Here is a 23862-nt window from a genome sequence, read left to right on the forward strand (position 1 = left end):
CTTCTTATTTATATCAAGGATTTTTGGGTAAGGAAACAGAAAAAATACTTCCTTTTTCCAATTCGCTTTCTACCGAAATGTCTCCTTTATTTTGTCCCACAAATTCCTTACAAAGAATTAAACCTAAACCTGTTCCAATTTCGTCAGAAGTACCAATCCGGGTATAATTGGTGTCAATTCGGAATAGTTTATTCTGATTCTCAACACTAATACCAATTCCATTATCTTTTACGGATAAAACTAGTCTATCTTCTAAATTATTTAAACTAATTTCAATTTCTCCACCTATTTTTGTGAATTTTATTGCGTTAGAGAGTAGATTTCGAATCACCGTATCTACCATGTATTCATCCACATATGCATTAGTATCTCCCTTCTTTTGAAGAGAAATATTTATTTGCTTTTTATCAGCATTTATCTCGTGTAAAAGCATGTTAGAATTTACAAGACGAGATAAATCCGTAGGTTTTGGGTTAAATAAAATATTTCCCATTTGAGAACGGGACCATTCCAACAAATTATTAAGCAAATTAAATTCTTGCTTTACTGCAGAATTAATCAATGTAGCTGCTTCCTCTATTTGTTCTACACCTATGCGCCTTGCATCCTCCATTAAACTTTGTGAAATTGGCAACAGCACATTGAAAGGATTCTTTAAATCATGAGCAAGAATTGAAAAAAACTTATCTTTTGTAATCAATGCCTCATTTAATGCCATTTCGCTTAATTTCCTTGAAGTAATATCCCTGGCAATTGCCATTAGAGTATCATTTTGTCCTTGAGAATTAAATTCAGGAATTAGCTGCCATTCAAAATAATGTGTTTTATCTTTTATTTTGAGAGAAAATTCGACCGTTCTCGTTTTAGCTGAATCAAAAACGATTTGCATTTCCTGCTCCCAAAATTTACATAGATCATCAGGAAAACCCAATTCCTGATGCGTTTTACCAATAAAATTATCTGGTTCCATATTTAGCACCTTTTGTATTGCAGAATTAACAAACAGATGCTTGTAATTTCTATCAAAGCGCATAATTAAATCCGTGGCATTTTCTACTAAGGTTCTAAACCGCTCTTCGCTCTCCTTTAATTTATTTTCAGCAATTTTGCGATTCGACACATTTCTGATTGCAACAAAATAAACTCTCTGTCCTAGAGTATCAATCAAATTAACAACTACTTCTACAGGAATTATTGCTTGTGATTTACTAATTAATGTAGTTTCGAAAATCGCAGATCCTTTTTTATCAATTTGCTTTTTTCGATCCCCATAATCCATAGAATTGTTAGGATCATCAATATCTGGAATTGACAATTTATTTAATTCCTCCTCAGAATATTGTAGCAATATTGGTAGCTGAGAGCCAAATTCAATTATTTTACCTGCTTCGTCGTGTATTAAAAAAGCATCACCCGCCGATTCAAATATTGTCTTATAAAATTCTTCTCTCTGACCAACCTTATCAATAAGATGATAGTAGTTTGTAATATCCTCACTTTGAATTACAAGCTTATCGACAGTACCATTGCTGTCGAAAATCGGGGAAACAGATTTCTCCTCGAATTTTACGTTTCCATTTTCAGAATAAGATTTCAGAAACTTATTAGCAATTTTATTTTGAATTACCTGCTCAACGGTACACTCTTTACAAGGTTGATCTAAATCATAAAGAATAGCGTAACATTTTTTCCCCAGAACACAATTATTATCCAAATTAGAATCCCGTAAACACTTATAATTCATCTCGATTATAGTGAAATCAGTATCAATTACAGATATAGCTGTTTCTTTCCCGTTTATTTGATTAATTACATCAAGACTCTCAAATTCATGGTTGTTCTGAGCTAGCTCATTACGCAATTCTAATAACTCTCCTTCGAGTTCTTCAATTCTATCTTTTAGTTGGTATGTTGATTCTTTTAGCATTAAATTCTTAAGAATATTTTCTTATCAATAATTTATCGAAATTAAAAAAATAATTGTAATTAAAAAGAAAAAGCCGGAAATAATTCCGGCTTTTTGTTAAATCTACTTATATTTAAAAATACCTAATTTCTTTTACTTCTCCTGTCTCCAATTTGTGAATTTCGGTAAGTAAGTTATTTGCTAAACTTGAGGCTCCAATTCGCAAATATTCATTATTTAGCCAATCTTCATCTAAATTATTTTTAGATATCGAATAAAACTCAATGGCATCCTTTCCTGTAGAAATACCACCAGCAGGCTTAAATCCAACCATTCTGCCTGTTCTCTCATGATACTCTTTAATAGCTTGAGTCATGACAAAAGCTGCCTCCAAAGTAGCATTTACAGGAACCTTTCCTGTTGATGTTTTAATAAAATTAGCACCTGCTTCCATGGCAATAATTGAGGCTGTTCGGATGTTAGTTGCTGTTTTCAACTCTCCTGTTTCCAAAATGACCTTTAAATGTCCTTTTCCACAAGCTTCTTTTTGTGCTACAATCTCATCGAAAACGGTTTGATAATTTCCTTCGAGAAAAGCCCCTATAGAAATTACAATATCCACTTCATCGGCTCCTTTTTCGACAGCCATTTTACATTCTAATGCCTTAACTTCAACGAAAGATTGAGAAGATGGGAAAACACCGGCAACAGAGGCAATATTTACGCCTTCCGCTTTTAAGTTTTCATTTAATGTTGGCACTTGGTATGGATATACACAAATTGCCGCAACATTCGGCATGTCAAAATCATTCTGGAAGTTATTTACATTCTCTGCAAAACTCTTGGCTCTTGCATGTGTGTCGGTAGAATTTAAAGTCGTTAAATCGATTAACGAGAAATTTTTCTTTAAATTCTCAACGGTGTACAAAGAATAAAAATCGGAAGCTAAAATCTCTTTTACCTGATTGCTCACCTCTTGATCATTCAATTCTAAATTGTACGATTTCAAGATCTCTAAAATGTTTTTCTTCATCCTTACGAAATTTTAATTAGGATGGAGCGCCAAATCCTAAATTTGGAGCTACATAATGTAAATAAATAATAATTAACCAGTTGCGGACGTTTCCGCTGATTTTTCCATATGCACAGTAGAGCTCTCTACTGTACTTCTTTACTAATGCCAAAATTATAATAAAATTGGTGGAATACTCTATTTCATGCACTTAACTTTTAGCGAAGCTTCTCATTGTTTTTATGCCTATCCTTATCCCGCTTTGTTTTCTTTTCGAGATTTTTCTGGAAGGCAGCATTTAAATCGACTCCGGTTTGGTTAGCCAAACACATTAAAACCCAAAGAACATCAGCCATTTCATCGGCTAAATTGCCTTTTTTATCACTTTCTTTGAAGGACTGTTCCCCATATTTTCTGGAGATAATTCGAGCTACCTCTCCAACTTCTTCTGTTAGAATAGCCATATTCGTTAGCTCATTAAAATATCGTACGCCATATTTTTTGATCCACTGATCTACCATTTTCTGCGCCTCACTGATCGCAACCTCTTTCATATTCTACTCCTTATTTTTAGAATCGATTATAATGGTTACCGGTCCATCATTTATTAATGAAACCTTCATTTCTGCACCAAATTTTCCAGTTTGCACTTTTTTCCCAGCTTCCTTCTCTAAACAAGAGACAAAACTGTTGTACAGGGGAATAGCAACATCTGGTTTAGCAGCTGGAATGTATGATGGGCGATTTCCTTTTTTGGTCTTAGCTTGCAAAGTAAACTGGCTAATGGCCAAAATATTTCCATCAATGTCCACCAAAGATTTGTTCATCACCCCTTCTTCATCATCGAAAATTCGAAGATTACAGATTTTTTTACTCAACCATTCAGCATCTTCTAGGGTATCCGCATTTTCAATTCCCACCAAGACCATAAGCCCTTGCTCAATCCGGCCAACAATCACAGAATCAACCTTTACCGAGGCTTGGCTAACACGTTGAATCACAATTCGCATAACTAAATATTTATTAAGACTAAATAATGATAGTTAGTCAAATATAGCGTTTAACTTTCGAGGTAATTCACTTTATAAAAAGCTATTTTCATCTGCTATCCATTATTAAAATTAATTCTAAATTAAAACCATTACTAAATTATAATCATCTTTGTAGATTAATAAAATAAACACGACAAATCATGTTATTTTTCATTAGTTCATCACATAATCCTGCTTTTAATCTTGCTACAGAAGAGTTTTTACTAAAAAACTATGAAGATGATTTCTTCTTTCTGTACATCAACATCCCATCTCTTATTGTAGGAAAACATCAAAACACTCTTGCAGAGATTAATATTGAAAAGGCAGAGCAAGAAAAAATTCCAGTTTTTAGACGATTATCCGGTGGAGGAACGGTTTTCCATGACGAAGGAAATTTGAACTATTGTTTCATCAAGAAAGGAGAAAAGGGGAAGCTAGTTGATTTTCAAAAATATAGTTCCCCAATAATTGATACGTTGCAAAAACTAAAAGTGAATGCAAAATTCGAAGGTAAAAGTGATTTGACCATCGATGGAAAAAAATTCTCTGGAAACGCATCCCACGTATTCAAAAACAAAGTAATGCAGCACGGAACAATGCTTTTTTCGAGCGATTTATCGAGATTAAACCAATTACTCAAGGTAAATCCCTTAAAGTTCAAAGATCGCGGAGTACGATCCATAAGAAGCAGAGTAACCAATATATCAGACTACCTTTCCTTACAAATATCTATGGATAAGTTTGCTGCTTTAATCATTCAAGAGTTTAAGCTTAATTTCCCAGAAGCAATAGAATTTGAATTGTCAGACTTGGACGAAGCCAAAATTAAATTGCTAATGACCAAGAAATACAATAATTGGAAATGGAACTATGGTTACTCCCCTAATTATAAATTTGAAAAACTGTGCAATTTTCCAGAAGGTACTATTTTGGAAATTAGTATGATAGTTGAGAAAGGAATTATTAAAAAAGTGACTTTAGAAGGAAATTGCCTTAATTTTGCAAATCTTTCTGATTTCGAGAGAATACTAAGCGGTACAATTCATTATAAATCAGCTATTTTAAATCTTTTAGAAGATATTAATCTAAACTTATACTTTAAGAATATCAATACAAGTCAACTTATTAAAGCTTTTTTCTAGTAATAGCCTTATTTCCTCAATCAAATATTTCCTCCTATATTAATATAAATAATACATTTAGGTGAAAAATTCTAATTAAAATATTTATAGACAGTTAAGGCTTTAGATTTACCAAGTTCTGATTCTAATTCAGACCTACTTGCTTTCTTTACATTTTCAACTGACTTAAACTTTTGAATTAACTTTTGAACCGATTTTGGACCAATTCCTTCGATCTTATCCAATTCGGAGCCAATAAATGCCTTCGAACGCTTTTGACGATGAAAAGTAATACCAAATCGATGTGCCTCATTACGCAAATACTGAATTGTTTTTAAGGTTTCCGAATTTTTATCCAGATACAATGGGTAGGGATCTCCTGGAAAATAAATCTCCTCCAATTTTTTTGCAATTCCAATTACAGATATTTTACCCCTCAATTTCAATTTATCAAGACTATTTAGAGCAGCTCCTAATTGACCTTTTCCGCCATCTATTACTATTAATTGTGGTAGACTCTTGTTTTCCTCCAATAATCTTCGATATCTACGGTAAATAATTTCTTCCATCGAAGCAAAATCATTAGCACCAATCACAGTCTTGATATTAAAATGCCGATAATCCTTTTTATAAGGCCTGGCATTTCGAAAAACAACACAGGATGCTACAGGGTTTGTTCCCTGAATATTCGAATTATCAAAACACTCGATATGAATTGGTGTATCTTTCAATCTCAAATCGGTGCGCATTTTATCCAAAATACGATCAGAATGGGATTGCTTTAGTGACTTCTCACCTTTCTTTAATTTCTCCAGACGGTAATATTTGACGTTACGTTGAGATAAATCTAGTAATTTCTTCTTGTCACCGCGTTGGGGAACTACAAAACGGACATTCTGAATGGGTAAATCCAGCTCAAAAGGAATTAAAATCTCCTTGGCAGTACTGAATATTTTTTGTCGAATTTCGGCAATAGCTAAAGACAGCAAGTCCTCTTTTCTTTCATCCAATTTTTTCTTCATTTCAATAGTATGTGCCTGAATTATTGCTCCATTTACCACTTTTAAGAAATTAACGTAAGCATAATTCTCATCATCAATTATTGAATATACATCAATGTTATTAATGGAAGGATTTACAATAGTAGACTTGCTTTGGTACTTTGAGAGTAATTCAAGTTTCTCTTTGATAATATGAGCCTCTTCAAATTTGAACTCATTGGCCAACTCCTGCATTTTTTCCCTCAACTGTCCGGTCACTGAACCAATATTTCCCTTTAAAATATTCCTAATATCCTTTATCCTCTGTTCGTAATTCTCTTTTCTTTCCTTTCCTACACAAGGAGCTTTGCAATTCCCGATATGAAACTCCAAACAAACTTTAAACTTATTGTCCCTTATTCCCTCTTCCGACAAACTTAAATTACATGTACGCAATTGGTATAAAGACTGAATCATGTCCATCAGTATTTTAACCATTTTCACACTGGTATAAGGCCCAAAATATTCAGAACCATCCTTAATCAAATGTCTTGTAACCTGTACCCTGGGATAATTCTCTTTTTTTATACATATCCATGGAAAAGACTTATCATCTTTAAGAAGAACATTATAACGTGGCTGATACTTTTTAATGAGATTATTTTCTAAAAACAAAGCATCCTCTTCCGATTCAACAACAATATGTCGAATTTCCACAATCTTACGAACCATAATATTCGTTTTCGCAGAATCATGAACTTTATTAAAATAGGAAGCAACTCTCCTTTTGAGTCGCTTTGCTTTTCCAACGTAAATAATTGTGTTGTTCTTATCAAAAAATTGATATACTCCCGGCTCTTCAGGTAGGATAGAGACTATCGATTTTAAATGATCTATGTTTTTATTTTTAATCACTAAATTCAAATTTCGATTAATAAAACCTATTCCTCCTTAAAAAGATTAACTACCTTAAATTGGCTTACATCAAACAAACCTTTGTCAGATAATTTTAATTTTGGGATGACCAACAAAGACATAAATGCCAGTGTCATAAAAGGTGATTGAAAAGATGAGCCTAATGAAGAAGCAAAATTACGCAACTTATTGTAATCTCGAACCAACTCACCTCCTGTTTTGTTTGACATCAAACCTGCAACTTCTAATCTTACCCTTTCACAATCACCATTGGAAACAGCAACAATACCGCCTTTCATTTCAATTAGCGTATTAATGGCATACAACAATTCTTCATCACTTGTTCCAACAGCAATAATATTGTGACTATCATGAGCAATACTTTCGGCAATTGCCCCTTTTTTATATCCAAAACCTTTTGCGAAACCAATAACGGGCTGACCATTATCGTAACGACTCATCACAACCATTTTTAATAAATCATTCTCGATATCAGAAACAACATTAGAATCTTCAACTTTGGGTTTACACAAGACAGAATCAGTTAATAAATTACCATCCTGCACTACAATTGCTTGTATTGATCCCTTCTGTGGCAGAATACGCAAATCAGATAGTTGAATTGGTTTTCGACTAAAATTATTCAAAAGAATATCATTATTGGTCTCAAAAAGAACCTCATTCTCTCTATAAATACATTTCCCTTTTCGAAATACCTCTTGGACCAAAAAAGATTTCGGATTATCAATTACAATAAAATCTGCAGAATCTCCGATCTGAAGTAAACCCAAATCCAGACCGTAATGGCGAATCGGATTGTAACTTGCAGCACGAAGCAAGGAAAATAGATTAAGTCCCTTTTTAAGCCCTTTCTTAATTAGGTGATTAATGTGTCCATTTCCCATCAAATCATCAGGATGTAAATCATCCGTACACAACATTATTTTTTCAGGATGAGAATCTAATAATGGATACAAAGCCTCAAAATCCTTTGCGGCACTCCCTTCTCTGATTTGAATCATCATACCAAGGTTAATTTTCTCCAAAGCCTCTTCGATGTTCGAGCATTCATGATCTGCAGAAATACCTGAAGCCACATATTTTTTAAGATCACTGCCACTCAAACCCGGAGCATGACCATCAATTTTTTTCCCAAGATTCTTACAGGCTCTTATCTTCCGAAGCACCTCTAAATCCTCTTCAATAACACCAATAAAATCCATCACCTCTGCAAGACAAACGACCTCTTCTCTTTTCAGAAGACTTTCAACAATATTACTGTCCAATATAAATCCGGAAGTTTCATGACGTGTTGCCGGCACACAAGAAGGAACTCCAAAGCGGATTTCAAGTGGCACTTTTTTGGCATCATTTATCATGAAATCAACACCAATCTCCCCTAATACATTTGCAATCTCATGAGGGTCTGTCACCAAACCTAAGGTTCCTTGTTGAACTGCAAGGTTTGCAAACCTACTCGGAATTAAAAGAGAACTTTCAATATGCATATGTGCATCAACAAGCCCCGGTAAAATATAACAATCAGGAACAGATTCTCTCCTTGTAATTGAAACTATTCGTCCCCTCTCTACCACAACTTCTGCCTTAATTATTTCTCTCGAAACAACATCAATAACATTACCTGAAATTGAAAAATTAATATTGCCCATCTTTTGTGTATTACTATTTTAACTGTTGCTAATTAATTGCGAACATTTATTCTCTTAAACTGGAATTCAAAAACGCCCGAAACTAGCTTTCTCTGATATAGAAAGTCAATTTCGGGCGGTTTAAGGAGTAAACTATTTTAAAATACTCCTAAGTTCCACGTGGAACATTATCGTCCCATGAGTACTAAAAGAACGTTAATGTCGCTTGGGGAAACCCCTGAAATACGGGATGCCTGTCCAATAGTCTGCGGCTGAATCTTATGTAGTTTTTGCCTTGCTTCAGTAGATAAAGATTGTAAGCTGGTGTACTCAAATCGATCTTTTATATCAATATTTTCAAGACGAGTTAGCTTTTGAGCCATCAATTTTTCTCTATCGATATAGCCAGAATACTTTATTAAAACTTCTGCCGCTTCAATAATTTCTTCTCTTCTGTTTGAAATCGAATCAACAATTTGACGAAGTGCCGGTAGATATTCCACTAAGACAGAAATAGTCACCTGTGGTCTTAAAATTAAATCGTATAATTTTACACCTTGCTTAAGAGTTGCAGTTCCTAATTTTTCCAATACTGGATTCAAAAACTTAGGTTTACAACTGAATTCTTTACAAAAGGTAATTAATTTATCTCTTAATTCTATCTTCTCTTCAAGTAAATAAATACGTTCCTTGCTCGCCAAACCCAAATCATAAGCTTTAGGTGTTAGTCGAACATCAGCATCATCTTGTCGTAACAAGATTCTGTATTCTGCTCTCGAAGTGAACATTCTATAGGGTTCATCCACTCCCTTAGTTACTAAATCGTCAATCAAAACACCAATATATGCTTCATCTCTATTCAAGGTAAATGATCCTTTTCCTTGTACAGCTAAGCTGGCATTTATACCAGCCATCATTCCTTGAGCACCAGCTTCTTCATATCCAGTGGTTCCATTAATTTGACCAGCAAAATACAGATTAGAAACCCGCTTTGTTTCCAAGGTATGGTAAAGCTGAGTTGGATCAAAATAATCATATTCTATTGCATAACCAGGACGGTACATTTTTACTTTTTCTAATCCCGGCACTTTATGCAAAGCTTTCAGCTGAATATCCCACGGTAAACTTGATGAAAATCCATTGATGTAATATTCGTGAGTAAATTCACCTTCTGGTTCCAAGAACAGTAGGTGTTCCTGTTTCTCGGCAAAGGTTGAAAGTTTAGATTCAATACTAGGACAATATCTTGGTCCGGTACTCTGAATAGTTCCATTGTACATTGGTGAATCTTCAAATCCTTCACGCAAATTATCATGAACATCAGGATTGGTATATGTGATATAGCATGGTCTTTGAACCAGTGTGCGATCGACATGATTTGTAAGATAGGAGAACTGATAAAAGCCTTCCTCCCCATCTTGTCTTCTCATTTGCGAAAAATCGATACTCCGGCCATCCAAACGGGCAGGTGTACCGGTTTTCATTCTGCCCACCTCAAAACCGATTTCTTTTAATTGTTCACTAATGCCTAAAGATGCTGGTTCAGCTGATCGTCCACCTGTCTCTTGCTTTCGTCCAATATGCATTAAACCGTTCAGGAAAGTACCATTTGTTAGAATTACTGTTTTCGCAAAAATATCAATTCCCAACTTAGTCGTAACTCCAATAGCTTTTCCTTCTTTGATGATAACCCGAACGACGGCATCTTGCCACATGTCTAGATTATCTGTATTTTCAATAATTTTTCTCCATTCAGAAGAAAAAATCATCCTGTCACACTGAGCTCTTGGACTCCACATTGCAGGCCCTTTTGAACGATTTAGCATACGAAATTGAATAGATGAACGGTCGGTCACAATGCCAGTGTATCCGCCTAAAGCATCCAGTTCCCGCACAATTTGTCCTTTCGCAATTCCACCAATGGCGGGATTACAGGACATTTGAGCAATTTTATTCATATCCATAGTGATCAAAAGAACAGAAGATCCCAGGTTTGCTGCAGCCGTCGCCGCCTCACATCCGGCATGACCGGCTCCCACTACTATAACATCGTACTTAGGCAACATATAATATAAGATATTTGTATTCCATTTTCTTTATTCATTAACAATGATAAAGAATTAAGCTTAAAATATTGTATTTCAGGACACTAGCTGCCGATAAACTCACCTAGACATCTAATAATCAATACAATAAACTGAAAAATTGCACAAATTTAATGAATCTTTGAAAATAAAGCTAATGATTCATCCTCCTTTTGGGTCATGATTTCCTGATCTTTATCTGTTTTATCATCAAATCCTATAAGATGTAAAACACCATGTATCAATACTCTCCTTAATTCCTGCGAAAATTCACACTTATATTCCTGTGCATTATCTTTCACAGTATCGACACTTATAAACATATCTCCGGAAATTAGATCAGAAACGGTATAATCAAAGGTAATTATATCTGTAAAATAGTCGTGATTAAGATGTTCACGATTCATTTGTAGCAGGTGGTCATCAGAGCAAAAATAGTAATTAAGCTCTCCTATTTCACAGTTGTTATTAATAACAACGCGATTGATCCAGTCGTTTAAACGCTCTTGGTCAATCGCGGGAATTTCTATATCACACGAATTATATGTTATCATTATTTATCCAAATCTAAATTCCATTTCTACTAAAGAACCATTCTCGCCAAATTCAATTTGATCAGCCAAATGATTCATCAAAAATATTCCACGACCATGAGTTTTTTCCAAATTCTCTGGAAGGGTTGGATCTGGAATATTTTTAAAATCAAATCCTTTTCCTTCATCTTCTATCAAAAAGCGAATTGCTTCTTTATCAACATTAAACTCAATTTTCACTTGTTTGGAAACATCAAGTTGATTACCATGCAATATAGCATTGTTAACCGCCTCTATTATAGCAACTGAAATTTTGCCATAAATTTCGGAACTTAAATTGTACGAGGAAGAAATATCATCTATTAATTTTTCTACCCTGGTTATGTTTTCTAATTCGGATGGAAATACTAGCAAGTTATCAGATTTAGTCATTATTAATTTGTATCATATAGTCCAAATACAGCTTATTATAATAATCGAACATTTTAACGTTTGAGTCATAAAATATACTGCCAGAATCTGTTCGTACCCTTTTATACTCAAATATTTCCCTAGGGTTACTTAATTTCAAATTATTTCCTGAATTACTTTCCCGCTTCTTATCAAAACCTTTTTCCCTTTCTGAATTCTCGGCTTGTAACAATCGCGATAGAATTTTATTTTGTCGTAAAATAGTAGTTGAATTTATGGAAAAATTATAAATATCCGATTCTGTTTGGTCAATCATTTTGATCACTTCACGTAGTATTTTCTCACTTTCATTTCCTAAGTCGCCATTTTGAAGCATTTCTTCTAAATTTTCCTGAAACATTTCTTGCCTTTGAAGCATTTTCCCAAACTTTTCTTTCAACCCCGATTTATCCTTTCCATCTTTCATTTCCTGAATTAAATCCTGCATCATTTTTTTTAGTGAGTTTTGCTTGGATTTTAATCCTGGAAATGCATTTTTACCACTTTTTTTATCACCTAGCTGATCACCAGGCATTGCATTTGCCATCTGATTCATTAATTGTTTTATAGCCTCTGATAAAAATAAAGAAAGTTCATTGGTCTCCGTTAAAACCTTTTGTTGCAAAACGACTCCCGATCCAACTTGTCTATTATTCATTTTATCAAGTATCTCTTCCATTAAATTTTGAATCGAAAAAATACGATTACCAATTAGGGAAGCAACTTGTGGGGAATGAGCTGAAAGTACTAACAAAGAATCTTGCACTAACTTATACTCCTCTTTTAGTAAATCCTGCCGATCCATAATCTCGACATATCTGGGATTGCGATAGTTTATCTGTTTGAATTGCCTTAAAACTGCTTCTTGCCGAAAAGAGAATTCAATTAAATTATTTAATAATCTGATTAGATTATCGATATCAACCTGCAATTGAACAGAATTACTCTTAGCCAAACCTTCTGATAACTTTTGGGCCAAACCTCTCTGTCTTCTAGCTATTTCCTTTTGATTCCTAGAGATTTTTTCCCATTTATTATTCTCTATGAAAGATTCCGTCTTGTTTATAAGGTCAGAAATAACATCTTCTTCAGGAGTAAAATCATCAAATGAATAGGGGTTTTCTATATTTGAATTCTTATCTAGTATATCAGATAAATCTTTCCGTATATCCTCCCATTTCTTATTAATATTATCATGAAAATCTATACTTTTCTGATGATCCTTTTTTGAATATTTTAGAATCGTTTCTTGTTTCTCCGCCAATTTTTCGAGGCATGCAATCAACTGTTTTACTTTCACTTCAATCTCATAACGTTCCAATAATTTTAAATTTCGATCCATTTGCTTTTGAAAATCATCTAATGACATCTTTATTTGATTTCCAATTTTATTGAGATTCTCCATTTTAAATTCCTCAGAAAGCTTATTAAACTGGTCGAATAATTTTTGTAATTCCTTATCCATTACCTTATCCAAAAGTTTGTCAATTTGTTTCTGCTTTTCTAATAATAGAGAATCTTGCAAACCTGACGAATTGAGCAATTGATTTTTACGTTGATTATCAATTCGAATCTCCTTCAATAATTCCATCAAATTATTCTTTTTCTGAAGAATATCCTTGAATAATTGATCTTGTTGCCATTTCTCCACATGTCCGTCCAAGGCATTTTTTTGCATTTTTAAAATATCTCTTTGAATAGATTGACTTATCTCCATACTATTGTTCATCTGATGATTGATACTATCATGAACAATCTCGTTTAAATCATAGATTTGTTTAGAATCAGGTATATAATAATCAAATACTCTTGAACGAGTCATTTTGGGCTGATAAATTTGATCATTATCGAAGACCTCGAAATAGTATTTAATTTTACTATCCTCACTTGCATCAACAGTAGAAAAATCAAATGAAAAATAGAAAGCCTGACTTTTTATATCCTTTTTGAAAACTACTGGAATATATATTGGAGCGTGATTATCTGTTTCGTAAACAAAGCGTAAATTGGTAAAGCCATAATCGTCTTTTATAATCCCCTTGAAATAATAACCACTTGGTATCACTGAGTCCTGAATAACCGAAATACTTATTTCAGGATAAAAATCCGGTATTATATCTATTTGATAAATTGCAAAAAGCGATTTTTTAAACTCACGATTACTTAATAATATTTTATAGGAAAGATCTTGAAAAATCTGTTTTGAAAAGTCAAAACTACCCTTTTTAGATTTAGAGATGCGTGGCGATAATTTATCAGAGAAAAGAATATTCAACGAATCCGTTTCCTCTCCTTCTAAATGAAAATGAAGCAAGGATCCCACGGGGATACTAATATCAGCTAAATTAGATACCACTTTTACTGGTATTTTTGTATAGAATGGAGCTGTTATTGTTAGTTGGGAACTTCGTAGCCCTGGTTCGGACAAGGCTTTTAATTTAAAATCCTTTGAGATGACTCGTCCTGACTCCAAATGAAAGATTATATCCGCATTTACATTATGAAAATTGTACGAAAAATGACCTGCTCCTTCATTTTTTAATAGAAACTTATTGTTAGAATAAACTAAATAAGCCTCTGATGGATTGTACTTCCCCTTTGCGGCCGCTTTTAAAACAAAATCAGAACCTTTTACAACCCTAAGCTTAGTATTGTCCAAATAAAATTGAAAATCTGCTGGCGGTGCGTATGTACGATTAAAATGTACCAATCGGCCCGTACTCTTGGAATATAGATCCGGCATCCATAAATACAGACTTATAGCGCAGAATAATACAATTCCCAAATATCTAAGGTATTTCCAATTATGATGGTAAGAAACTGCTTTTCGAAAGGATACCAAGCGAATCGAGTCTATTCGTTGATTAATACTTGCCAGTAGAAGTGATGTTTTTTCTGAATCACTTCTATTCAATAATTCTGTCAGCTCCAAGATATTTACCAAGCGATCTTCCAATTCTGGAAAATGCAGACTGATGATTTCTATCGCCTGCAAATAACTAATACGCTTTCCTATTTTTAACAGGGCAGTACAAGGAAAAACTATTAGTTTAATTAAAATAAAAAGGCATAAAATGATAAAAATCAATGCCAAAAAACTTCTTATTTTTACAGAAAAATAGAGGAAATATTCGGAAAAAGAGACAAATAAGAAATAGCAAAGCAATAGTAATAATCCAATTATAATACCTCTTAACAGTTGATTCTGATAATATTTACGAATAAATCTATCAATTTTCACAATAAATATTTCTTGATTGCTATTCATTCGTAGTTCATTTGAATATTGCATTTCTCCATTGAAACATACCAAGTTCTTCTTCTCTAATACGAAGATAAGTATAAAGTCACTTGGAGACGGTTAAGTAGTAGGATTATTACTTAGTTTCGAACCAACCAAAGAGAAGGATTAAGCTTGGTGCTACCTTTCCACAATTGAAATTTTAAAACTGTCTGACTTTCTTTCTCATCCGTATAAACTATTCCAATAGTCTGTTTTGGGCTCACTAAATCGCCTTTTTTAACCGTTACCTTAGACAAGTTAGAATAGACAGAAAAGAAATCACCATGACGGATAATGACAACATTATTCAAACCCGGCATGGACAAAATATGAGTTACCTCTCCTTTAAAAATGGAACGACATTCAGCATGCGTATCTGTAGTAATACTAATTCCATCGTTACGTACCGTAACATGCTTTAAAATAGGATGTGGATGAATTCCAAATTTATCAGATATAAATCCTGTTTTTGTTGGCCACGGCAGCTTTCCTTTATTTTGTCCGAATGATGTTGAAAGTATTTTATCTGCCGGAGTTAGCGCAAATTTATTACTACCTGCTTTCTTCTTAGATGCTAATTTGACTTGTTGCCGAATAATTCTTTGAATTTCTTTCTGAAGCTTCTGATCATAGCTTTTTTGTTTTTTCAAATCCTTTCGAAGTTGTCTTTCCCGCTTTTTTAATTGCTGTAGCAAAGCAGATTTCTGCTCTTTTTCCTGAGCTATTTTATTGTTTTCATGAGTTTTCTCCGTCAGGAGTAAGACCTTTTCCTTTCTGGTTTGTTTTAATTTTTGCAATTTTTTATTCAAAACTTCCTTTTTCAGGGCTATTGTCTTTCCCTGATGCTTAGTATACTCAGAAAACTGCTGTAAATACTTATATCGCTTATAAGCTTGATTAAAATCTTTGGAAGAGAATAAAAACATTAACTTTTCGTAGGAGTTTTTTTGCTTATAAGCATACAAAATTACCTTTTCATATTGCTTTTTAAGACCAGCCAATTCTTTCTCCAACTTTCCAATTTCATTTGTGTTTTTTACTATTTCACCATTAATAAGAGAAATTTCACCTTCGATGGATTCAATTAGTTCTTTTCTCTTTTTAATACGTTGATTAAGTAAGCTTAACTGGCCGATACTTACTCTTTTATTCTTTAAGGTTTTATTTAAAAGAGTATTGGTATACTCAATATCCTTTTGGTTTTTTAATTTTCTGGCTTTTAGAGTTGACACCTTAACTTGAGACACTGCATCTGCTGAGACTAGCATCATCATTAGGAAGGAAACGAACAGGAAAGTACTTGAAATAAATCTTTTATACCCCATTACACTAATTAAGGATTTATCCTTTTGTATTTATTTGAGATTTTAAACGAAAATCTTAAATCTTCGTTTAAAATCACCTTATTAAACTTTATGTCACAAGATAATAAATGTTTTGCATCTTGAACTTCGAAACTTAATCGTTGTGGAAATTTATTAGATTCAAAATTTATAAAATTACGGTATTGAATTTTGGTATTACGGGCATCTTCAAAATCCCTAACCTCAATATCGGTAATCCTCATTAATGCAGGATCAATATCAAATCTTTGGTAATTGAATCGATGCAACTTTCTATACTTATCCTTTTTTAATTTCCTTCCAATTTTCCTGGCCTTTTCAGAAACAAAAACATACTTGTCATCAAAAATTTTTCCATTAAAGCTTCGGATAAAAGCTTTATCTTTTTCTTCATTTACTGATTTAAATAGAGAATTTGTTAATATGCTCTCTAAAGCCTTAAAATTTAGATCAATATTTGCTTTTTCAAGAAAGAAATCAAAATCATCTACAATATAATTTTTTTTGAGTCTATTAATCATCTTAATTGAATCAGGAGTAACTAACAAACGCACAACTTCTATTCCGCCTACAGGTGCTGTTATTGATATCCAAATAATACTATCCTTTTGAATTTTAATGGATCCTTTAAATTTTTTTTTAATTCCATCCATACTATAACTAGCCGAAAATCGCTTTACGTAAAAACTTTTGTAATGCAAACTACTATCAATAAGCAAATGATAAAGCTTATTATCGGATATTGGTTTTGCACTTACCAACCCCAGCTCGTGGATGGTTTTACACGAAGACTGAAAAAGGGCTAAAGTCAAAACCAAAGCCCTAAATAAATATTTAAATACTATTCTACTCTTCATCTCTCACATTCTCCTCAGGAATAGTACCTGATTTTATTTTCTCTGATAATAACTTGGATCCATCACCGATATCTAATGCTTTCTTCCATTCTATTAAAGCATTATCTTTTTCGCCTAATCTAAAAAGAATATCGCCGTAGTGCTCTACAATTACTGCTGATTCACCACCACCATTCTCTAAAGCTTTTTCCATAAATTGTCTGGCTTCCTGAAACTTGCCAAGTTGATACAAAACCCAGGCATGGGTATCCAAATAAGTTGAATTTTCTGCAGCTAATGCTACACATTGAGAACTCATCTTTTCAGCCTCTTGTAATCTTTCCTTTCTAACCGATAGATAATAGCTATAGTTATTTAATACAATCACATTTTGAGGATCGAATAAAAGAACATCATCATAAGCTTTAAAAGCTTTTTCTGCATTTCCCATTTGATAATAGGCATCCCCTAAATAAGTTTGAAACTGAATGCGCATTTGTACATTCTCTCCAATATAAACAAGACCTTTCTCGAAGGTTGTTATTGCTGTTTTAAAATCTGATTTTTGAGCTGCAGAAACTCCCTTAAATATATATAATGCAGGTTGTGCAGGGAAATATTTTATAGCCTCGGAACTTACGGCATACATATCCTCAAAATCCAACAATTCATTATCAATAAGTAATAATTCTTCCCAAACTATATAGTTCGATTTATCAACTTCCAGTACTTTCCTAAGTTGTTGACGAGCACCTTTACTATCCTTTCTTTTCCGTAAAAAATCAGCATACAAAGCATGTACTCTCACATTTTCGGGATACACCTTCTCCAGAGTTTCCAGTAAACCTCTTAAATAGTTATCCTCCAATTTCGCTTGATCGGGATTCATCAGTAAAGCAAGTAAATATTGAATTTTTTGGTCTGCCGCAACATCTGGCTGAGCAAATGCCTTAGCTAATGCCTCATTGCTTTTCTCCAGCTCTCCTTTTTTCCGATAAAAATCAGCTAAATAAAAATGCACCAAACCATTATCCGGATCGATCTTTAATATTTCCTGATATTGTTTAAAGGCTTTGTCTTCCTGATTATCGGATAGATACAAGTCGGCAAGCATGCCATAAAAGTCGGCTCGAAAGGGGAATTTTTTAATTAATTTTTGCAATTCAGCATAAGCGAGATTCTTCTTTCCCATCTTAAGATATAAGCGTTCTTTTTCAAGAGAAACACCCTCCATAATACCCAATTTCTTCTCCAGACGATTGTAGACTTCAACAGCTTCAGCAAATTTTTCAACAGAAGCATATAAGCTTGCCTGTAGATAGTAAAAATCATTTCTGTCCGGATTTCTTTCAATAAGTTCATTATAAACATCACAGGCTTGATCTATCATTCCTTTTTTCTGATAAATATTAGCCAATTGAATCTGGTACCATATATTTTGAGCTTGTAAAGAAACAGCTCCCCGGGCAAGCTCTAGTGCGCTGTCATAATTCTCCTGACTCATATAAATATTAGCCAATTCATATCGAACAACTGCACTTGATGGATCTACTTTTAGACAGGAGGCATATAGTGAAATTCCCTTGTCCAAGTCTCCCAGCAAAACTGCTTTATTTGCTTCAGTAAAAGCAAAATCAAATTGCAATTTTTGTTGTTCTGTTAAAGAAATTTCCTTTTGCTTCTTATCTTTATTCGATGCAGATAGAAGCGTATTTGCTCTCAAAGAACCTACCGATAAAACCAATGATCCTACAACAAATGCTATCCCAAATTTTATTCCCAACTTCATTAATGTTTATTTTGAAAGTGTAGCAAAGTCACCAACATTCAACTCGGTTACATCCCCATGAATATCAACGTGATTTCCAATCATTGAATTTTCGAGATTAAGGTTCTCGAGATTTGAATGTCTCTGAATAATAGAATTACGTACCAAAGAATTACATACACTTGTATTGGCACCTACTGATACATGAGGTCCAATAATAGAATTTGTAATTTCTACATTTTCACCAATATAACATGGTGGTATGATAATGGAATTCTCCTGATGAGATGAACCACAAACCAAGTCATCATTTTTATGATATTCCAAAATTCGTTGATTGGTATGAACCGTTGCGTCTTTATTTCCACAATCCATCCATTCTATTACCTGTCCGGGCTTAAAAATAAGTCCCTTATTTTTCATGTTCTCTAAAGCATCCGTAAGCTGATATTCACCATTTACACGGATGTCATTATCAATCAGGGATTTTAATTCATCTCTCAGGTTATCACCATTCTTAAAATAATAAATGCCGATAATTGCCAAATCTGAAACGAATTGCTGAGGTTTCTCAACAAAATCTGTGATCTTGTTCATCGCATCCAATTTCACGACTCCAAAAGCAGATGGATCTTCCACTTTTTGAACCCAAATTACACTATCTGCATCTGCTTCAAGTGTGAAATCTGCTTTAAAAAGTGTATCCGCGAAAGCCACAATAACTTTCCCTGTTAAGGAGTTGGCAGCACAATAAATAGCATGTGCCGTACCCAATGCTTCCTTCTGATAATAGATACTTGATTTAGCACCTAAATTGACAGCAATTTCACCCAATTGTTCTTCTACATCTTTACCGAAATCCCCTATTATATACGCAATTTCATCAATCTTCTCATCAGAAACTTTTGCAATTTCTTCAACCAAACGCTGAACAATTGGCTTTCCTGCAATAGGAATTAGAGGTTTAGGTACTGTAAGTGTATGAGGACGCATGCGCTTCCCCATTCCTGCCATTGGTACAATAATTTTCATATGTTATTAATATTGTAGAAGTAATGTAAAATACTTGAAAAACAAACCAAAAGTACTGATTTGAAAACTAAATTGAATCCAATTAATGTTTTTTAACGCTTGTCACTTGCCAGTATGTCCAAATCCGCCAGCTCCTCTTTCCGATGTTTCCAGAACTTCAACAGGCTCCCATGCGATAGTTTCATGAGCAGCAATTATCATCTGACAAATACGATCTCCATCCTTAATTTCTACCGCTTGTTTGGACAAATTCACCAGAATCACACCAATTTCTCCACGGTAGTCCGCATCTATAGTCCCTGGTGAATTTAACACACTAATGCCTTCTTTTAAAGCCAAACCACTGCGTGGACGAATTTGGGCTTCGAAACCTGCAGGCAACTCAATAAACAAACCGGTCGGAATCAATCTTCGTTCCAGCGAATGCAAAAGTTCTGTTTTGTTGAGATTTGCTCTTAAATCCATTCCTGCAGATAGTTCTGTACTATATTTTGGAAGGTCGTGTTTAGATTTATTAATGATTTTTACCTTCATGATTCTATTAAATTCCAGGTGTAACAATTAATTTGTAGAATTGGCTAAGATACATTTTTCCAACCGCTAATAAAAGAAGACTATCGGTATAGACTATTCTTCCTATACCTGCTTTTGAAATATTCTTAAAATATTATGCCACAATTTCTCTTTCTGAAATACCATAAAAAGAAAGCAAAGTAACAATGGTGTTTTATAAAGCATCCTCATCCATTTGCTGTTATCGGTAATTAACAGACTAGATAGATATAAAAGCAGTGCCAGGCCAATGTAAAATAGTATTCTCTTGAGGTCATAAGGAACCGGATAATATTTTTGCCCCCATATGTAGGAAATCACCGTCATTACCACGAAGCAGACAAGTACCGCATAAGCAGCTCCAAAATATCCTATTCTTGGTACCAAAATGACATTCAAAACAATCGTGATTACAGATCCTATAATGGCAATATACGCTCCAAATTTTGTCTTATCGGTGAGTTTATACCATAGGGATAACGAGAAAAATATTCCAAAAAAGAAATTGGCTAAAAGCACATAGGGAACGATTCCCAAACCTTCATGGTATCGGGAATTGATAAAGATCTTAACAAGATCTAAATAAAATAAAACGCTTAAGAAAATAAGTAAACCAAATACAACAAAGTATTTCAGTACATCCGCATAAACCTGTTTTGAATTTTCCATTTTTGCCTGCGCAAAGAAAAACGGCTCAAAGGCATATCGAAAGGCCTGAATAAACATAGTCATGATAACGGCCAGCTTATAATTTGCTCCATAAATTCCTGTCTGATAAAGTGGGTTTAAATGCTCCGGAATTAATTGAGGCATAATCATTTTATCCAGATTGATATTAATCATCCCGCAAATACTAACTACTAGTATCGGACCTGAATATTTTAACAGTTGTAGTAAAATCTCTTTATCAATTTTCAATTTCACCTTTCTGAATTCAGGTAATAAAACAATTAAATTGAAAAGGCTAGATACCATAAATGCCACAAAAATATATCCAATTCCAAAATTCTTATTCCATATCAGATCAATGGGAATATTTGGATAAGTTTTGGAAATCCACGGGCAAATCCATAAAAAGAATAAATTAAGACCCAGATTGATAGCTATATTACCCAATTTTATTCCCGCATATCTTACTGCCCTATTTTCTTGGCGAAGTTTTGCAAAAGGAAGAGCAGTAATCGCATCCAGGCCCAATGTGATTGCCAAAAGTAGGATGAATTCGCTATGATTCTCAATACTTAAAAACCTAGCCAATCCATTCAGGTTCATGAAAATTGCCAGCCAAAAAAGAACGGTTGTGAATAATATGGAGAGTACACTGGTCGAGAAAATACTTGAAGAATCCTCGTGACTACTTGCAAAACGAAAATAACCGGTTTCCATGCCATAGGTTAATACAACAAGTAGAATAGCAACATAGGACATCAGATTAGTGACAATTCCGTATTCTTCCGGTAAAAAAACACCGGTATAAAAGGGAACCAATAACCAATTCAAAAATCTTCCAATAATAGAACTTAGACCGTAAATTGCAGTTTCCCCTGCCAACTTTTTAAGTGGATTCAATTTTATTCGAAATTTGATTTAAAAAAGGCAAATATATGATAATTTATCTGGATGCGTTCCATTCAAAAGCCTGAGAATGATAAGCCAATTGATCTAAAATTGTTCCACGTGGAGCAATTTTTTTTATGAAAAAAGACTCTTTGGTATTTATATCGAAACTAAATAAGCACACCACAAACGATTTCGACGAAGGTATCTGATAATTTAGGACTTATATCTCTCTAAAAGACTTTTTTATCCCAATTATTTTTTCCACTTTTGTCCCTATACGCGTTAAGGAACGTTTATGTTAGTGTTTGTTGTTTAAGTATTTTGTGAAAATCCTGGCCCTCCTTGGCCGGGATATTTCTTTTTATAGACTTTACTACTATAAACCAGTTTACCGAATACTTTTCCCAAATGGAGTGAGTGCAAAACCTGCCAGTTTAATATGCTGAGTTGCAAAAGGAATTCCTATAATAGTAATGGCAAACAACAAAGCTAATAACAGGTGACTCAAAGCAATCCATATTCCTCCAATAAAAATCCAAATTACGTTTAGAAAAATACTTAAACAACCACCTCTGTGCTCGTTGTACTCAACTTTCTGACCAAAGGGAGCCAATCCCAATATGGATAATTGAATAATTTTTACGCCGAAAGGAATACCGACAATGGTACAACACATTAAAATACCTGAAATAATGTATTCGAGAAAAATAAAAAATCCTCCAAAAACAATCCAAATAATATTACCTATAATACTCATACTGTAATTTTTAATTGTTTATAATTGATAAGTTAATCCAAACTGAAGGACAAAATCCGGTGCTGTATTTACGATTATATCCTCAGTAAAGGCAGCATTTACAACAAATTTTTGGGAGAGAAAATAATCCACACCTAAAACCATTTGAATTGATCCTTTTCCAAGTTGTTTCATATTAGATTTCTCATAAAATTTGGAATGAAAATCAAGCTGAGCTTTAGGAATCCATCTCTTATTGATGCTGTAAGCAAGCCCTGTACTTCCAAAAATCACATTCCTGGAAACAATATCAGACAATAAAGCTCCTTCTCCAATCCTTAGATATCCCAATGAATAAAATGCGGCAAACTCTTTGGCCTTAATATCGGGATGAATACTACCTGTCAACTGCAGTCCGAAATCATTTGTTCCACTTCCGATTAATGCTTTTTTATCCCCCAAAGAAAATTTGAAAAAAGTATGGAGAGCCAAATAATGTAGGGATCCATAAAAAATTGGAATGGACGCACTCATACTAATATCACCCACTTGCAATTTATTTGTTTCCATATCGAACACTTCCTGCTCTCCCTCTAAATAAGCGTATTTTAGATGATAATCGCCCATCGTTTCCCTTGCCACTCCTGGTAAACTAAAAGCCTTGTGCCATCCGGTAATGATGGGATCCATAAAACCACCGGAATGCTTTACAAACGACACTTGCAATCCAATTTCCAGTTTGGAAAGCAATCCGTATCTCAGCTTCAATTCATCGCGATACATCTCCCCATCCAAATAGATAGCCTCCCCTTCGATTTGCGAGGCAGTCGCATTGTTAGCGATATTAAAATAGTTTCCAATAGATAGATGATTCTTTTCCTGAAGTATCCCACCCGTAGTCGTAGGTAAGGCAAAAGAGTGTACAAGAGGACTTAAATTGTGAGTTTGGAATGGCTCGACTCTATTTTGGCAATTCGCGATATCCGCAGTGATAAATAATAGTAATAAAAAAGAAAAGATGATTTTCATACAAAAATTGTCAATTAAGAATTCAGCAATCCAAAGCTA

The 23862-nt window shown here is 33.8% G+C and carries 19 protein-coding genes; 1 reads left to right on the forward strand and 18 read right to left on the reverse strand.

What is annotated here, in order from left to right; all coding sequences use genetic code 11:
• Positions 1-13: 13 nt before the first annotated feature.
• The 4 genes from DLK05_RS06645 to dtd all read right to left on the reverse strand — a co-directional run bounded on the left by DLK05_RS06645 (position 14) and on the right by dtd (position 3928).
• The gene (locus DLK05_RS06645; RefSeq protein WP_127343225.1) at positions 14-1927 is read right to left on the reverse strand and encodes a PAS domain-containing sensor histidine kinase; all 1914 of its coding nucleotides are present in this window, start codon (positions 1925-1927) and stop codon (positions 14-16) included.
• Positions 1928-2039: 112 nt separating this feature from the next.
• The gene (deoC, locus tag DLK05_RS06650) at positions 2040-2939 is read right to left on the reverse strand and encodes a deoxyribose-phosphate aldolase (RefSeq protein ID WP_127343226.1); all 900 of its coding nucleotides are present in this window, start codon (positions 2937-2939) and stop codon (positions 2040-2042) included.
• 197 nt (positions 2940-3136) lie between these two features.
• Entirely contained in the window at positions 3137-3472 is a 336-nt protein-coding gene (locus DLK05_RS06655) for a nucleotide pyrophosphohydrolase (protein ID WP_127343227.1), read from the reverse strand.
• Between the two features lie 3 nt (positions 3473-3475).
• Complete coding sequence (gene dtd, locus DLK05_RS06660) at positions 3476-3928, reverse strand: D-aminoacyl-tRNA deacylase (RefSeq protein WP_127343228.1); 453 nt, start codon at positions 3926-3928, stop codon at positions 3476-3478.
• A gap of 182 nt (positions 3929-4110) precedes the next feature.
• On the opposite strand from dtd, the gene lplA reads away from it, so the two are divergent.
• Entirely contained in the window at positions 4111-5094 is a 984-nt protein-coding gene (gene lplA / locus DLK05_RS06665) for a lipoate--protein ligase (protein ID WP_127343229.1), read from the forward strand.
• A 71-nt stretch (positions 5095-5165) separates the two neighbouring features.
• Here the strand turns inward: lplA and uvrC are convergent, their stop codons facing one another.
• The 14 genes from uvrC to DLK05_RS06735 all read right to left on the reverse strand — a co-directional run bounded on the left by uvrC (position 5166) and on the right by DLK05_RS06735 (position 23823).
• Positions 5166-6968: an excinuclease ABC subunit UvrC gene (gene uvrC / locus DLK05_RS06670; RefSeq protein ID WP_235831967.1), complete on the reverse strand. Its 1803-nt coding sequence runs from the start codon at positions 6966-6968 to the stop codon at positions 5166-5168.
• Positions 6969-6994: 26 nt separating this feature from the next.
• Positions 6995-8638 (reverse strand): adenine deaminase, encoded by a 1644-nt coding sequence (ade, locus tag DLK05_RS06675; RefSeq protein ID WP_127343231.1) that lies wholly within the window; start codon positions 8636-8638, stop codon positions 6995-6997.
• A gap of 167 nt (positions 8639-8805) precedes the next feature.
• Entirely contained in the window at positions 8806-10683 is a 1878-nt protein-coding gene (gene mnmG, locus DLK05_RS06680; protein ID WP_127343232.1) for a tRNA uridine-5-carboxymethylaminomethyl(34) synthesis enzyme MnmG, read from the reverse strand.
• A 149-nt stretch (positions 10684-10832) separates the two neighbouring features.
• Positions 10833-11255, reverse strand: coding sequence for an rRNA maturation RNase YbeY (gene ybeY / locus DLK05_RS06685; RefSeq protein WP_127343233.1), 423 nt, complete (start codon positions 11253-11255; stop codon positions 10833-10835).
• A 3-nt stretch (positions 11256-11258) separates the two neighbouring features.
• Entirely contained in the window at positions 11259-11666 is a 408-nt protein-coding gene (locus DLK05_RS06690; RefSeq protein WP_127343234.1) for an ATP-binding protein, read from the reverse strand.
• Positions 11659-14952 carry a hypothetical protein gene (locus DLK05_RS06695; RefSeq protein WP_127343235.1) on the reverse strand — a complete coding sequence of 1098 codons (3294 nt, stop codon included), beginning with the start codon at positions 14950-14952 and terminating at the stop codon, positions 11659-11661. Before DLK05_RS06695 ends, DLK05_RS06690 begins: the two co-directional genes overlap by 8 nt.
• Positions 14953-15065: 113 nt before the next feature.
• On the reverse strand, positions 15066-16292 hold the full coding sequence (locus tag DLK05_RS06700) for a murein hydrolase activator EnvC family protein (protein ID WP_127343236.1): 1227 nt from the start codon (positions 16290-16292) through the stop codon (positions 15066-15068).
• A gap of 8 nt (positions 16293-16300) precedes the next feature.
• Positions 16301-17167, reverse strand: a complete 867-nt coding sequence (gene lolB1, locus DLK05_RS06705) for a lipoprotein insertase outer membrane protein LolB1 (RefSeq protein WP_127343237.1) — start codon at positions 17165-17167, stop codon at positions 16301-16303.
• Positions 17157-18935 carry a tetratricopeptide repeat protein gene (locus DLK05_RS06710; protein ID WP_127343238.1) on the reverse strand — a complete coding sequence of 593 codons (1779 nt, stop codon included), beginning with the start codon at positions 18933-18935 and terminating at the stop codon, positions 17157-17159. Before DLK05_RS06710 ends, lolB1 begins: the two co-directional genes overlap by 11 nt.
• A 6-nt stretch (positions 18936-18941) precedes the next feature.
• Positions 18942-19946, reverse strand: coding sequence for a sugar phosphate nucleotidyltransferase (locus tag DLK05_RS06715; protein ID WP_127343239.1), 1005 nt, complete (start codon positions 19944-19946; stop codon positions 18942-18944).
• A 102-nt stretch (positions 19947-20048) separates the two neighbouring features.
• Positions 20049-20480, reverse strand: a complete 432-nt coding sequence (dut, locus tag DLK05_RS06720) for a dUTP diphosphatase (RefSeq protein WP_127343240.1) — start codon at positions 20478-20480, stop codon at positions 20049-20051.
• 102 nt (positions 20481-20582) lie between these two features.
• Positions 20583-22067 carry a lipopolysaccharide biosynthesis protein gene (locus DLK05_RS06725; protein ID WP_127343241.1) on the reverse strand — a complete coding sequence of 495 codons (1485 nt, stop codon included), beginning with the start codon at positions 22065-22067 and terminating at the stop codon, positions 20583-20585.
• A gap of 379 nt (positions 22068-22446) precedes the next feature.
• Positions 22447-22815: a YccF domain-containing protein gene (locus tag DLK05_RS06730; RefSeq protein ID WP_127343242.1), complete on the reverse strand. Its 369-nt coding sequence runs from the start codon at positions 22813-22815 to the stop codon at positions 22447-22449.
• An 18-nt stretch (positions 22816-22833) separates the two neighbouring features.
• On the reverse strand, positions 22834-23823 hold the full coding sequence (locus DLK05_RS06735; RefSeq protein ID WP_127343243.1) for a DUF3187 family protein: 990 nt from the start codon (positions 23821-23823) through the stop codon (positions 22834-22836).
• Positions 23824-23862 lie beyond the last annotated feature (39 nt).

The sequence above is a fragment of the Ancylomarina longa genome, from assembly GCF_003996985.1.
GTDB lineage: Bacteria > Bacteroidota > Bacteroidia > Bacteroidales > Marinifilaceae > Ancylomarina_A > Ancylomarina_A longa.